Source organism: Cobetia sp. Ld8 (assembly GCF_045066615.1).
GTDB lineage: Bacteria > Pseudomonadota > Gammaproteobacteria > Pseudomonadales > Halomonadaceae > Cobetia > Cobetia amphilecti.
In genome coordinates, this window is the sequence record NZ_JBISHF010000007.1 from 132,296 (window position 1) to 147,341 (window position 15,046).

The window sequence follows — 15,046 nt, forward strand, 5'->3', positions numbered from 1 at the left end:
CCGTGGGCAAGGGGGGATAGAACAGAAAGGGCAGGGCGGCGCTGGCTTCAACATGCGCGAGGCCTGGCGCTGGCAGGCAAGGGTGCTTGAGAGCGGGCGCCGTGCGCGTGCGGGCAGGCCGACCAATGCCTGCCATCATAGCCTGCATCGCGCTCTGGCAGTATGACACTCGCGCAAAGTGCTCACGTTGATGTGCGTCACTAAGGCAGCGGGCATGACGGCTTTGGTCGCGATGGCTCAGTCGGCTCAGTGCCCTTAGTGTATTTCAGTGGTCACTCATTCTCAGTATATGGCATTAGTTATTGGGGAATTGGCGCATAAGCCCTCATGATTTCGGCTTTTGGCGACAGAGTGTCTTGTTTGCGATAGAGAGGATTATTAGTCTGTGGTCAACTTTGGGGCAGGAAGTGTCGCCATTTGCTGCCACATTCCTTCATCAGAGCTGCCATCCATCCAGCGATCCTCCTCATGGTGACCTCGCACACCTGTCAACTGCTGCGCAGAGTCAGGTTCTGCCATCCGGTGCAGGATTGTGCATGTCGCATCCCGTCATGCCAGCTAGGTGCTTAAGGGCTTGGCGGGTCTCACCGATGGGGGCTCGCGGGTAGGGCAGGCATGATGGATATGTCCGCAGGATGGCGATGTCTGTCTGGAGCTGATCACTAGTCTGGCGGCTAGGAAGCAGACGCTAAAACATAAGAAATTGCGGATAAAAGTCAGTCGCAAGAACTGACCCATTCTTCAGCGCAGTGTGTGCCCTGATCCAGGGGCGCTGGTCGGCTGCGCTGGTCAACGACAGTGAACAATAAAGAAGGCAGGGCATGGGACGCTATAGAGGGAAGTCGCCTTACTTTTCCATCGTTACGCCAAATCACAATTCAGGGGATGGTCTTGCGCGCTGTATCAACAGCTTGCGTGACAACCAGGCATCCTATGAGCACATCATCATTGATGATTGCTCGACGGATGATGGGTTCCTGTGGGCTGAACGGCAGGCGGAAAGGCAAACGCAGCAACAATATTCAGTGTCCTCGCAGCCAGTGGACGCTTCTGACATTACCGGGCGGCTGGTTCTGCGCCGTAACTCTCACAATATGGGGCCGGGTGGCACGCGTAATCATGGTCTGAGTCTGGTCACCGGTCGCTACGTGCTGTTCTGTGACGCCGATGATTATTTCGCGCCCGGCGCGCTGGATGTTCTGCAGGCCCGCATCGAGGCGTTCGACTCGCCCGAGGCGGTGGTCTTTCGCTACTGCCTGCAGGGGCCCAAGGGCGATCACGACAGCCTGGCATTCTGCCAGCAGGCCGAGGAGCGCCCGCTGGCCCGGGCCTTTCGTGACTTCATGCATGACACCATCGTGTCGTCCCCTTGGGGCAAGGCGATCCGCGCCGATCTGGCCTGCTCGCTGAGCTTCCCTGATCTTCCCGTGTCGCAGGATGGCCTCTATAACCTGGATCTGTTCGGACGCGCGGAGCGCGTGCTGTATCTGCCCGAGGTGCTGTATTACTTCGACAAGCGCAGTGATGGTTCTCTGACGCGCAAGCCGTTCAGCAACCAGGAGCTGGACAAGTTCCACCGCAGCTGGCGGGTCTTCGCGGAGCATTATCGTGAGCATTTCGCCGCGACGCACGGCATGGCCCTGCTGGAAATCCGCGGCCTGCGTTTCGTCGGCGTCAGTTTCATCATGCGCCAGGCGATAAACAAGACGGCGGATGATTCACGAGTGCGCAAGGTCGTACTCGATCAGGTGCGACAAGCGTCCTGGTCATCGCTGCGCCAGCTCTCGCTGAAGGAGCAGGCGCTGTTGATGAGCTATGCAGTGAGCCCGGCATTGTGCCGGCAACTTGTCCGCCGGAGCCAATACGCCGCATGAGCAATAACAAACACATCCTGTTTTATACCGGTGCCCAGTCACGCACCGGCGGCACTGAACGTGCCTGTGCCGATACCGCCAACATGCTGGCCGCCAGCGGTGATTATCAGGTCGAGATCCTCAGCGAATATGGTCCGGCGGAAAGTCCCTATCCGTTGCATGAGGATATCGTGCACGAATCACTCTATCCCGAGCGCTCGCATCTGGGCGCCGTACGTGGCCTGTGGCTGTTTCTGCGCCTGTTGTGGGTGGTGCTGCGCAAGCGCCCGGATGTGGTGGTGGTGGTCGAGAGCATCGGCTTCCTGCCCTTTCTGCTGCCGACGCTGGTATGTCGCCGCACGCGCTACTTGTGCTGGGAACACTTCAATGCCACCTCGGATCTCGGCGTTGCCCGCCGAGATACGGCGCGGCGTCTGGCGGCGCATCGCGCCGACCGCATCGTGGTGCTGTCGCATGAAGACCGCCAGTACTGGGAGCGACTACATTCGGCCGCGCGCGAGCGACTCAGCGTGGTGCCCAACCTCAATCCGCTGGAGCATGTCGTCGCCGAGCGTCAGGCGCATCAGAGTCGTGAGGGCAGTGCTGAGCGAGTGACGGACTCACGAGACGCCAAGTCGCCCAAGGTAGCGGTGGCCGTCGGCCGCCTTGAGCCGCAGAAGGGTTTCGATCTGCTGCTTGAAGCATGGGCGGCGTTGCCTGAGATGACCCGAGATGGCTGGGTCTTGCGCATCGTCGGCGAGGGCTCGGAGCGTGACGCACTGATGGCGCAGGCCGAGCGACTGAAGATCACCCATCAGCTACAGATGCCAGGCCAATGCCGGGACATTCAACGCGAATACGCCACGGCGGACCTGTTCGTGCTCTCGTCGCGCTTTGAGGGCTTTGGCCTGGTGCTGGTCGAGGCACTGAGCTGTGGTGTGCCCTGTGTCAGCTTTGCATGCCCGGCTGGGCCAAGCGAGATCATCAAGCATGGCGTCAATGGCTATCTGGTCGCGCAAGGCGATGTGGAGGCCATGACCCGTCAGCTTGATGAGGTGCTGGGGGATGAGGCGGTACTCGACAGGCTGCGCGCCAATGTGGATTACGGTCTGGACCGCTTCTCCCACAATACCGTCGAGGACAGCTGGCGCACGGTGCTTGAGGGGCTGGAAGCCCCGGCGCTGTTGAAGGTGATCTGATCGGCTTGCCGCCATGTTGGCACCTGTCAACAGGGGCGCAGCCTGAATCGGCATGACACTCTATGGCATGACGATCCATGGCATTACGACGACTGGTATGTCGAGGGTAGACATGGCGGCCGCTTGAATGACGGTGGTAGGCAAGATTGATAGTGGATAGACAAGTGAGGGCAGTCGCCCTCACTTTTTTCATGAACGACAGCAGGAGGCTATCGCCGTGAGAATCATGCATGTCATCTCGACTCCCGCCTCTGGTGGCGCCGAGGTCTACGTGAAGGACCTGAGTCTGGCGATGGTGGCCGCTGGCCACAGTGTGCATATCACCTTTCTGGAAACCGCCGCGGAATGTGGTCGTGACCTCGAATACGAGCATCGCTTTCTGAGCCAGCTGAGTGCCGGCAATGTCAGCTACTCGTTTCTGGGCATCGAGACACGCCGCCGCCCGTGGCGAGGCGCGACGAGGCTGCGCAGGGAAGTGAGGCGCTTCGCGCCGGACGTGGTGCACTGCCACCTGTATTACGCGCTGATGTTCGCCTTTGGGTTGCCGCGTCAGTTGCCGGTGATGATGACGGTGCACAGTATCGAACTGGGCGCGCCGGCCTGGATGTTCCGGCTGTTTGACCGTCGCGTGACGGCCTACGTTGGTATCTGTCGCGCCTGCACCGACAAGCTGGCGCCGATTGCGGCGCGTCCGGTGGTGCAGATCGACAACGCCGTCTCCGGGGCGCGTCTCAAGGCCAGTGGTTGGCGGGAGGCGAATCAGCAAGCCCCGGTACAGCTGGCGGCGATCGGACGTCTGACCGATGCCAAGCAATACCCCCTGATGCTGGAAAGCTGCGCCAGACTCAAGGCGCAGGGCCTGGCGTTCACGCTCAGGATCGCCGGTGAGGGCCCACACAAGGCACAGCTGATGGCGCAGATCGAGGCGCTCGGGCTCCATGATGAGGTCAGCTTGCTGGGCAATATCTCGGATGTGGCGGGGCTGCTGGCCAGCGCCGATGCCTTCATCATGTCATCCGCCTGGGAAGGCCTGCCGATCTCGCTGCTGGAGGCGACGCTCAGTGGCCTGCCGGTGCTGGTCACCGATGTCGGCGGCTGTGCCGAGGTGGTGCATCGGGTCGGCAATGGTCTGGTGGTCGACCAGCACACGCCTGAGCGCTACGCCGAGGCGTTGGGGCGACTGGTGGGGGATGCAGAATTGCGGCGTGCCTTTGCCCGTAACGCGCGCCGTTACGGGGCGAGTTATCACATCGATACCGCGCTTAGTGGGCACCTGGCGCTGTATGGCAGCCATCAACCGGCGCAGGCCGCCTCGGGGCTGGAGGTGACGCCTTGAGTATCAGTATGGCGGACACGACGGAGGTACATGTTTAGGGTAGACAGCGACTGCGGGGCAACTCCTCTCTCCACTTTGAGTGGGTGATGATAGCTATCGAAAGGCCAGAGATTGTCGCTGACAATCTCTGGCCTTTTCGTCTTTGAGAGCATGTGTGTGACATGGTTGGGGTTTCTCATTCTTTACAGATGAGTCGAATGATGAGGTGTTGCTAAATTAAAGTAGTTTTGTTTCGCAACCTGCATTAGATGGGTAAGGGTAATTATCCGCTTGTCAGGGTCTTGGCTGCTAATGATGAGGATTAGGGGAGGCAGCTTAAAGTTACCATTGCCAGTACAATCGTCTCGAGGAGCAGACAAGTCCTTGCTGTTGAAGTGAATTGATTTATTATCAGCCCTGTTGAAAAGGGGACAGCATTGTTGCTTATTGGCGAATCTGGGGTTGTTGGTAAAGCGTCAGGTAATCTTCGCTGTTTCAGGCGTCATGCGTAGACCCGTTGAGGATGAAGGGCATGACTGAAGCACGGTTGAAGCTTGGTCAGAGTCGAGCGACACAAGAGCAGGACGTGCCTCGTGAAAGGACAGCCAAGCACGAACTTGCCGGAATACATGCAATGCAGTGCGTCAGTTTAGGCAGGGTGTGCAAGTAAGTTATTGTATTGCTTTGACTTTATATGTTGGCTGTGGTTGCTGATCTCGCCAGTGCCTCACGGGCCCGCGGTGTGTCCTTCGCCTTCCAGGGATTGGACTGGGCGGTCGTCTCATTCGAGGGCGCGCGCAACCTGCCAGGTCAGGCAGGTTGCGTAGACTCATCCGGGCGATCGAGCGCTGCACCGCAATCATTGAGCTTCTCCATGGAATGCGTGTATGAGTACTCACCCCATTCTGGCGCTATTGTGCTAGCTGAATCACCAACGTGATCGTCAGATCTCGCCTGCTTGGGACAAATTAGTCTGGAAAATTCAAGCAGCGATTATTGTGGGTCGGAATATCAATATAAATGTAAATGGTATGTAATAAATGCCGTGGAGTATCCAGTCTTATAAGCATCGATTGATTAAGTGAGTCATATTGCCTTGATTGATGGGAAAGTCGATCAATGCAATATGTTTCATGTGTTAGATATCTGGTGGTGAATTACCAAAAGCCTAATAATAATTTCATTTCGGGGTTTGGTCATGGGTGTGTGTCATGGGCATATGCCTGGCGTGTGTTCGTGGGTGCCGCAGGGGTATCGCAGGGCAGACGTGACCACTCCATGACAGATGACATACACGCCTTCAGGGCGCCGCTATCGGCAGCAGGGGAGAACGCCAAATCCTCGGGGCGGTAGCGTGCCGAAACAGCGCCTGGCGGTATCGGTCAGGATCACAGGGGAGAGACAGGATATGGATATACCGTTCAGAACGACGCTCCGGGCGTTCTCATTTGCCGTCGTGGTATTGGCGATGAGCGGGTGTGCCTTCGCACCTGGTGGGCACATGGATTATGAAGCCGAGGTCGCGCCGCTGACGGATCAGGTGGAAGTCACGCCGATCACTCCCGGGCTGATTTCCAACTATCGGTCGCGCCCCGCTCAGACCGCTCCTGCTCCGCCTGCGCTGGTTGATGACATCAAGAAGTACGTCTACCGCGTGGGGGGTGGAGACATTCTGGCCATCAATCTGAGCACGCCGCTGGACCTGGCTCAGGAAAGCGGTGTTCAGCGTCAGACGGTCGAGGCGCTGACTTATAACGTGCAGCCGGATGGCACGCTGTTCTATCCCTACGTGGGGCGCATCAAGATTCGCGACAAGACAGTGGATGAGGTGCGCAGCGCTCTGGTGGCGGGGCTATCACGTTACATCACCGAGCCGCAGGTCAATGTCTCGGTGGCGCAATTCCGTTCCAAACGCGTCTATCTGAGTGGCGCCGTAACCGAACCCGGCTTCGTGCCGGTCACGGATGTTCCGTTGACCTTGATCGATGCCATCAGTGCCAGTGGCGGGGTCACTGCGTTGGCCAACACCCATGACATCACGCTGACGCGTAATGGTCAGCAGGAGCATCTGAGCCTCTATCAGCTGCTGCAGCAGGGTGATATGCGCCAGAACCGTCTGCTCAAGGACGGCGACGTGATCAATGTGCCGGTGGCGGAAGACCAGAATGTCTTCGTGCTCGGTCAGGTACTCAAGCCCGGCAATATGCCAGTGGGCAATGAACGCCTGAGCTTGACTGATGCATTGTCGCGGGCCGGCGGGGTCGATGAGGATCGCGCAGACCCGTCCGGCGTCTTCGTGGTACGTGAAAATCCCCCGGAGTCCGACAAGCTGGCCACGGTCTTCATTCTCGATATCTCGGATGCGACCTCGCTGATGCTGGGCGCGCGCTTCCCGCTGCAGCCGCGTGATGTGGTCTATGTGACCGCCGCACCAGTCAGCCGCTGGAACCGCGTGCTGAGTCAGTTGCTGCCGTCCGTGACAAGCACTGGGGCCTTTGTCTCGGTCATCGACGACATCGAGGATTGAGGTCATGCCCCACTCTCGCATGGCAGGTCGCGTCGCGACCTGCCGTATCACCTGCCTGCCGGGCCTGAATCGCTTACTCAAGGCGGCGTCATGAACCAGTACACCTCTCCCATGCCATCTTCTCCAGCGCAACCAGGCAAGGACGCGACGCGGCGACTCGATTTCAGCACCATCCTGGCGTTGCTTTGGCATCGACGCTGGTGGCTGATTGGCAGCACGCTGCTATTCACCCTGCTGGGGATCTATATCGTCGGTAGCCAGCAGCGCATCTATCTGGCCGATTCCCTGATCCAGATCGAGGACAAGGGAGGCAGCGCCAGCCTGCTGGGGCCGCTGGCCGGTCAGTCGATAGGCAGTGATGAGAGCAGTACCAGCGATGAACTGGAAATTCTCGCCTCACGACTGGTACTGGGTCAGGCCGTGGATCGCGAGCGCCTCAATATCGTGGTCTCTCCGGTGCGTTACCCGGTCATCGGTGACTGGCTCTCCAACCGCCATCTGCGCCTGCCGGCAAGCCTCGGCGGGCAGGATTACGCCTGGGGCGATGACACCCTCAAGGTCACCACGCTTGAGCTCGGCGGGCCGTGGCAACAGCAGACGCTGACCCTCGAGGCACTGGGTGATGAGCGCTACCGACTGCTGGATGCCGAGGGTCAGCCGATCGTCGATGGCAAGGTGGGCGAGAACGCGCTGGCGGAGGGCATCAAGGTCTTCGTGCGCGAGTTGTCAGCCGAGCCCGGTGCACGCTTCACGCTGACCAGCATCTCGGACCTGAGCGCCATCAACTCGCTCAAGTCGCGCTTCACCGCCGTGCGCAATGGCACCGACACCGGGGTGGTCACGCTGAGCCTGTCCGGCAGTGACCAGACCGCCATCGTCAATACCCTGGACACCATCACCAATGTCTTCCTGCAGCAGAACATCGAGCGGGAATCTGCCGAGGCGGACAATCAGCTCGGCTTTCTGGGCGACCAGATCCCGACGCTGCGTGGCCAGCTCGATGAGGCCGAATCGGCACTCAACGACTATCGCCGCCGTCGCGACTCGGTTGATCTGACCGCCGAGAGCCAGCAGGTGATGGAGAATCTCGTCGGGTTGGACAATCAACTGACCGAGATCAAACTGCGCCTGGCCGAGCTGTCACGCGCCTACACAAGCGCGCACCCGGCCTATCGGGCGCTGGTGGCACGCCGCGACTCGCTCAATCAGGAGAAGGCACGCGTGCAGAAGCAGGCCGAGCAACTGCCGGCCGCCCAGCGTGAGGCACTCAACCTGAACCGCAATGTCACCGTCAGCCAGGAAATCTATGTCGCGCTGCTCAACAAGCGCGAGGAAGTGCGCCTCAAGAAGGCCGGCACTGTCGGTAACGTGCGCATCCTGGACCCGGCGGTGCTGCAGCCAGTGCCCATCTCTCCGAAGACGTCGTTGATGCTGGCCGTGTTCTGCATGATCGGCCTGATGCTGGGCACGCTGGCCGCGCTGCTGCGCCATGCGATGCGCAAGGGCATCGATACTGCCGAGCAGATCGAGGCGCTGGACCTGCCCGTCTACGCCACGGTGCCGCTGTCACCGCAGCAGCACAACATGATGCGCCGCGTGCGCCTCAAGGGAGAGAAGGGCGGCCGGGAGATCTATCAGGGAGTGCTGGCCACCTCACAGCCGTCGGATATCAGTATCGAGGCCCTGCGCAGTCTGCGCACCAGTCTGCACTTCGCCCTGCTCGACAATCATCGCAAATCGGTGATGTTCACCGGGCCGAGCCCGGGCATCGGCAAGAGTTTCGTCAGCCTCAATCTGGCAGCGGTAAGTGCCGAAGCCGGCCAGCGCGTGCTGTTGATCGATGCCGACATGCGTCGGGGCCACCTGCATCACGCCTTCCAGCGTACCTCCGAGCAAGGGGGGCTGTCGGATGTGCTCTGTAGCGCCAGCCCGCTGGATGACGTGCTGTATCACACTCGCATCGACAATCTCGATTTCCTGGGTCGTGGTGTCGCGCCGCCCAACCCGTCGGAGCTTTTGATGCAGCCCAATTTCGCCGAGCTGCTGGAGCAACTTGGCGAACGCTACGACCTGATCATCATCGACACGCCGCCAGTATTAGCCGTGACCGAGGCGCTGATCATCGGTCGTCATGTAGGGGCCAGCCTGATGGTGGCGCGCTTTGGAATGAACCAGATTCGCGAGCTCGAACATGCGCGAAAGAAGCTTGAAAACAATGGCATATATGTCAAGGGCGCCATCTTGAATGCCATCGAACCGCAAGCTGGCGACAAGCATGGCTACGGTTATTACAACTACAGCTACGCCTGATGTCGTCTCGCCTGGCAGCTCTCATGACGCTTGATTAACGGAGGAGGTAAGCACGATGAGTGGTATTCCCTTGTCGATGGAACACCAGCGGCGCTACTCGCACCACTACGAGCGTCTGCTCGCGAGCAAGCGATTGCAGCTGGTATTCGGGATGCTGGTGGTGGTCATCGCGCCGGCACTTTACCAGGTAGGGCTGAACCAGCTGGTGCCGGGTGATGCACACTGGTGGTTGACCAGCGATGCCCAATGGCATGCCCTGTTGGGTACAGGCGCGGCATATACACTGTCGGTAACAGCGGTCAATCGGCTGTCCCGCCTGCCCGGCACGCGTTCCTACCTTTATGTCGTGCCGGCGATCGTCATCTCCTATCTCACACTGATGATGGTGCTGGGCGTGCTGGGGCTGGACTATTCGCGTCATCAGGTCGGTCTGTCCTTCCTGCTCGCGGTGAGCCTGTGCACGGCCTACTACTACATCGATACCAAGCTGCGCCGTATGCGCTTCGCGGTGGTGCCCTACGGCAAGGCGCCGAGTCTGTGCACCCGCCCGGGCGTCGAGTGGCTGTCGTTGCGCGGGCCGGACCTGGTCGGCCTGCCGCGTATCGATGGCGTGGTGGCGGACCTGCGCGGTGAGCTGCCCAGCGAGTGGGAGAGCTTCCTGGCGGACTGTACCATTCACCGCATTCCGGTCTATCACGCGACCCATGCCCACGAGATGATCACCGGCCGTGTACTGCTGGATCACCTCTATTCCAATGAGTTCGGCTCGCTGACGCCGCGGGAGGATTATGAGGTCATCAAGCGCTGGATGGACTTCACCGTCGCCGCGCTCATGCTGCCGCTGCTGGCACCTGTCATGTTGCTGACGGCGCTGGCGATCCGTCTCGATAGTCCCGGGCCGGTGATCTTCCGCCAGCCGCGCATGGGCTTTCACTGTCGTCCCTTCACCGTCTACAAGTTCCGCAGCATGTATGACGGCATGAAGGGCGCGGGCTTCACCCAGGAAGGCAGTGATCCGCGCATCACGCAAGTCGGGCGCTTCATCCGCAAGTGCCGTCTCGATGAGCTGCCCCAGCTGTTCAATGTACTCAAGGGCGACATGAGCCTGATCGGCCCGCGCCCCGAGTCGATGAGTCTGGCGGACTGGTATCGCAAGGACGTGCCGTTCTTCCACTACCGTCATGTCGTGCGCCCGGGCATCACCGGCTGGGCGCAGGTCGAGCAGGGCTACGCCGCTGAAGTGGAAGGCATGATCCGCAAGCTGGAATACGACTTCTTCTACATCAAACACTTTTCCTTCTGGCTCGATCTGCTGGTGGTGATCCGTACCATCAAGATCGTGATCAGCGGCAATGGCTCGCGCTGAGCGGGCCTGCATCACCCAGGCGAGTGTGCGGTCTTTCTCTAGAACGTGTACCGAGTCGCTGCCAGAGGAACCCGGCAGCGAACGCGCTGCACCGGGCACTCGTCTGCTGTCAGAGCCAACCTTCATCTGATGTACGAAAGGAGTCGATATCATGATTACGGTGACGCGTCCCTACTTCCCTGAGAGGGAGACTTTCGACCGCTATGTGGATTCCATCTTCGAGAGGCGCTGGTTGACCAACCACGGCCCGCTCGAGCAGGAGCTCACTCGGCGCCTGGAAACCTACCTGGGCGTCGAGAACCTGCTGCTGGTCAGCAACGGTACCCTGGCGCTGCAGATCGCCTATCGTGCGCTGGGCATCGCCCAGATGCCGGGCCAGTACGAACCGGCGGAGGTCATCACCACGCCCTTCACCTTCATCGCCACCGCCAGCAGCCTCAAGTGGGAAAGCATGCAGCCGGTGTTCACGGATATTGACCCGAACACCCTGTGCCTGGACCCGGAGGGCATCGAGTCGGCCATCACGCCGCGTACACGTGCCATCGTGCCGGTGCACGTATTCGGCAACGCCTGTGATGTCGAGGCCATCGATGCGCTGGGCAAGGCGCATGATCTGAAGGTCATCTATGACGGTGCCCACGCCTTCGGCGTGACCTACCGCGGCAACAGCCTGCTGTCACATGGCGATGCCAGCACCCTGAGTTTCCATGCCACCAAGCTGTTCCACAGCATCGAAGGCGGCGCGATCATCTTCAAGCGCAGGGAAGATCTGGAACATGCCCGCAAGTTGATCAACTTCGGCATCACCGGCCCGGAGTGCATCGAGGAGCTGGGGATCAACGCCAAGATGAACGAGTTCCAGGCGGCGATGGGGCTGTGCGTGCTGGATGAGATCGAAGGCAACCTGGAAAGCCGGGCGCTGGTCTGGCATGCCTATGCTCAGGCGCTGCGTGGCAATGTCCAGCTGCAGACCCGTCAGACTGGCGCCAGCCTGAATTACGCCTACTTCCCGATCATTCTTGAAAGCGAAAGCATGCTGCTCGAGGTGATGCAGCGTCTGCAGCATGAAGGCTATCTGGCACGACGTTACTTCTGCCCGTCGCTGGAATCGCTGTCCTTCCTCGGGCGCCCCGCCGCCGAACTGCAGGGCGAGGACATCATCACCCCGCCGATTGTGCATTCCACCGACATCGCCAGTCGTATCCTGTGTCTGCCGCTTTACTCTGGACTTGAGGTCAGCGAGATCCTTGGGGCGGTGCGCATCATCGTCAATCGTCATATCAAGGCCGCTTGACAATGAATATCGAGATCATGCAGCCCTCTCTGTTTCCGCACATCGGCTATTCCCATCTGATGCATGCCTGTGACGAGTTTCTCGTCTATGACGACGTCGCCTTAATTTCGCGTGGCGATATCAACAGCCTCGGCGGTCGCAACCTCTATCAGACAGCCCTTTTTTCGTCCAATGGCATCACGCTTTCGTTTCTTGCAAGCCAGTCGCGCAACTCTCGCCAGGCAACGTCCGAGCCGCGTAGCGAGGCGGGCGCTGATTCGCGTCATTCAGGACGTCAGGTGGAGTTCAGCGCCGGCCTGTCGATCATCGAAATGCTGATGTGGTGCTCACCGGGCGAGGTGCGCGAAAGACTCACCGAGTACCAGCTGCTGCCGGAAGACCTGGAGTTGCTGCGCGCCGCGGGTAACGTCGCTGGCGACACGGCGCCTGTGTCGAGACAGTCAGCGCGCGTTGTCGCGGCCCACGCGACTCAGGGGGGCCTCGCCTCGTGTCACTGAGCAACAAGACCGCCATTGGCATTCTGTGGAATTTCTCTGATCAGCTATTGCGGCGTGGTATGGCCAGTATGGTCACACTGCTGCTGGCGCGGATGCTGGTACCGGAAGATTTCGGGTTACTGGCGATGGTGCTGGTCTTTCTGACCATCGCCTCAGCCATGATGGATTCGGGCCTTCAGCAAGCCATTCTGCGCATGCCGGCTCTCGGTCCGCGTGATGCCAGCACTGCCTTCTTCAGCAATATCGCCTTCGGCGGGCTGGCCTACGGCTTGCTGTATGCCAGCGCCCCCCTGATCGCCGACTTCTATGCTGAGCCACGCCTGATCGTGCTGGTGCGTATCGGCGGCATCGTGGTGTTGATCAATTCCTTCGAGGTCATTCAGGGCGCGATGCTCAACCGTGCGCTGGATTTTCGCACGCGCATGAAGGCTGGCATTCCCGGCAGCGTGGTGTCGGGCGGGGTGGCAGTGCTGCTGGGCTGGCTGGGCTTCGGTGTCTGGGCACTGGTGGGGCAGATGTTGACGGCGGCGCTGGTCACTACTGCTTTGATGTGGTGGTGGGGAAATTGGCGGCCACGGCTGGAATTCGATGTGGTGTCGTTCAAGGCGATGTTCCGCTTCGGCTACAAGATGTTTCTGTCGCGCATGCTGGATGTGGTGTTCGTCAACCTCTACGTGCTGCTGGTCGCCAAGCTGTTCTCCGCCTCGGTGGCGGGGCTGTTCTTCTTCGCCGAGCGTCTCAAGGAGCTGGTGATCAATCAGTTGGTGACGGCAGTCCAGAACGTGACCTTCCCGGCGCTGGCGAGCATCCAGGAGGATCCGGTACGCCTCAAGAATGCCTATCGTCAGATCCTGCAGGTCATGGTCTACCTGTTGTTCCCGGCGATGCTGTTGCTGGCGGCACTGGCGGAGCCGCTGTTTCTGACGCTGTTGCCCGAGCGGTGGCTGGCGGCGGTGCCTTACTTGCAGCTGATGTGTATCGCGGCCGTCATGCATCCCTTGAGCACGCTCAATCTCAATGTGCTCAAGGTCAAGGGACGCTCGGACCTGTTCCTCGGGCTCGAGGTCATCAAGAAGGTCTTGATCTGTGCGGTACTGGCAGTGACCTGGCGCTATGGCGTGATGGCGATCCTGATCGGCCAGATCGTGGTGGCGGTAGTGTCCTACATCCCCAATGCATGGTTCTCGCGCGCGTTGATCAACTACAGCATCCGCGAGCAGCTGGCCGACTTCCTGCCGGCTTTGCTGCTGGCCACTGCGGTGGCGGGCTCGACCTGGTGGGTCGTGCCAGCGCTGTTGGCCATCTGGCCGGCGCCGGTGGTGCTGGTGGTATCAGGCCTGCTGGCAGGGGCGGCCTATCTGTTGCTGTCCTGCTGGCTGCGCTTCGCGGCCTGGCAGTACGGCGCAGGCTGGATCCAGGAGCGTCTTTCACAACGGAAAGTGGGGAATACTGCATGTTAGAACTGAGTTATGCCCGGGCACTCGCGACGCCCCTCATGGATGGCACACCGCAGTCAGGCCCCTTGCCTGTCCCGCCGGCGCCCGCAGAGGAAGCCGCCATCATGGCCGAGTGGGAGGGCGATCTCAGCGCCCCACGCGTCTCGGTGATGTGCTTCGCCTTCAATCATGGCGACTATATTCGCATGGCGCTGGATGGCTTTCTGATGCAGCGCACGCGTTTTCCGTTCGAGATCGTCGTGCATGACGATGTCTCGACGGATGGCACGCGGGAAATCATCGAGGAATATGCGGCCCGTTACCCGAACATCGTGCGGCCGATCCTGCAGGACGTGAACCAGTACTCTCAGCATATCTGGCCGATCACCTTCTGCATGCCGGTGATGCGCGGCGACATCATTGCCTATTGCGAAGGCGATGATTACTGGATCAAGCCCGACAAGCTGGCCCGTCAGGTCGCCTTGTTTGACGCTTATCCCGAGGCGACGGTCTGCTTCCATCCGGCGCTGGAGTTCAATGAAGCTACCGGCGAGCACTCACTCATTTGCCGCTATGCCGATAGCGTGAAGAAGATCTCTGCCGAGGCGGTGATCGGCCTGCGCGGCGCCTCCATTCCGTCACCGGCCTTCAGCTTCCGACGCGTCGATGCCACCGTAGACGCGATGATGACGTCCTATCGCGGCGCCCCGATCATGGACTTCTTCCTGCAGGCCTACATGGCATTGCAAGGCGACACCCTTTATTACGAAGATGCTGCCTGTGTCTATCGCCGCAATGCCAAAGGCTCATGGACTTCACAGCAGCAAGAGGCCGAGGTCGAACTGCGTTATCAGCACGAGATGATCTCGGCTATCGACGTCTTCCATGCCCATACTCGGCACATGCCGCATTCCGATAGTCTTTATATCCCGCTCTATCACTATTTCAAGCAGTACGTGATGGCGCCTGCGAGTGCCATGCAGCGCCTGGCCAACTTCCGGCAGGGCGTCGCGCTGCTATCGCACATGGACCGCAGTCGGCTGCTGCGCCTCGTGCGCCAGGATGTGATGACCAGGTTGACAGGGACTCGTCGCCGACGTGTGCCGTCGGACGGCGCGCATCAGGCCCGTCAAGGGGCCTGAATGCCCTCGGGTGTCGGGGCGTGACGAGGATGTATGAAGCATTTGATGACAGGACGTCGTCAAGACCACCAGAAAGCGCTGCAACATACAAAAGTGTGAAGGATATC

General features: G+C 60.1%; 10 protein-coding genes. All 10 read left to right on the plus strand.

Features of this window, described 5'->3' with window-relative positions:
• The first annotated feature begins 821 nt into the window (after positions 1-821).
• Entirely contained in the window at positions 822-1,874 is a 1,053-nt protein-coding gene (locus ACJJV2_RS05535) for a glycosyltransferase family 2 protein (protein WP_405278812.1), read from the plus strand.
• Positions 1,871-3,052 carry a glycosyltransferase family 4 protein gene (locus ACJJV2_RS05540; RefSeq protein WP_405278814.1) on the plus strand — a complete coding sequence of 394 codons (1,182 nt, stop codon included), beginning with the start codon at positions 1,871-1,873 and terminating at the stop codon, positions 3,050-3,052. Before ACJJV2_RS05535 ends, ACJJV2_RS05540 begins: the two co-directional genes overlap by 4 nt.
• Before the next feature lie 226 nt (positions 3,053-3,278).
• A complete protein-coding gene (locus ACJJV2_RS05545) occupies positions 3,279-4,388 on the plus strand; it encodes a glycosyltransferase family 4 protein (RefSeq protein WP_405280683.1) in 1,110 nt (369 codons plus the stop codon).
• Positions 4,389-5,775: 1,387 nt separating this feature from the next.
• A complete protein-coding gene (locus ACJJV2_RS05550) occupies positions 5,776-6,894 on the plus strand; it encodes a polysaccharide export protein (protein ID WP_405278816.1) in 1,119 nt (372 codons plus the stop codon).
• Positions 6,895-6,984: 90 nt separating this feature from the next.
• On the plus strand, positions 6,985-9,204 hold the full coding sequence (locus tag ACJJV2_RS05555; protein WP_405278818.1) for a polysaccharide biosynthesis tyrosine autokinase: 2,220 nt from the start codon (positions 6,985-6,987) through the stop codon (positions 9,202-9,204).
• A 55-nt stretch (positions 9,205-9,259) separates the two neighbouring features.
• Positions 9,260-10,570, plus strand: coding sequence for an exopolysaccharide biosynthesis polyprenyl glycosylphosphotransferase (locus ACJJV2_RS05560; protein ID WP_405278820.1), 1,311 nt, complete (start codon positions 9,260-9,262; stop codon positions 10,568-10,570).
• 151 nt (positions 10,571-10,721) lie between these two features.
• Positions 10,722-11,864 (plus strand): DegT/DnrJ/EryC1/StrS family aminotransferase, encoded by a 1,143-nt coding sequence (locus ACJJV2_RS05565; RefSeq protein ID WP_405278822.1) that lies wholly within the window; start codon positions 10,722-10,724, stop codon positions 11,862-11,864.
• Positions 11,865-11,866: 2 nt separating this feature from the next.
• Positions 11,867-12,361, plus strand: coding sequence for a WbqC family protein (locus ACJJV2_RS05570; protein ID WP_405278824.1), 495 nt, complete (start codon positions 11,867-11,869; stop codon positions 12,359-12,361).
• Entirely contained in the window at positions 12,352-13,821 is a 1,470-nt protein-coding gene (locus ACJJV2_RS05575; protein ID WP_405278826.1) for a lipopolysaccharide biosynthesis protein, read from the plus strand. Before ACJJV2_RS05570 ends, ACJJV2_RS05575 begins: the two co-directional genes overlap by 10 nt.
• Positions 13,815-14,939, plus strand: coding sequence for a glycosyltransferase family 2 protein (locus tag ACJJV2_RS05580; protein ID WP_405278828.1), 1,125 nt, complete (start codon positions 13,815-13,817; stop codon positions 14,937-14,939). The genes ACJJV2_RS05575 and ACJJV2_RS05580 overlap by 7 nt, the downstream gene beginning before the upstream one ends.
• Positions 14,940-15,046 lie beyond the last annotated feature (107 nt).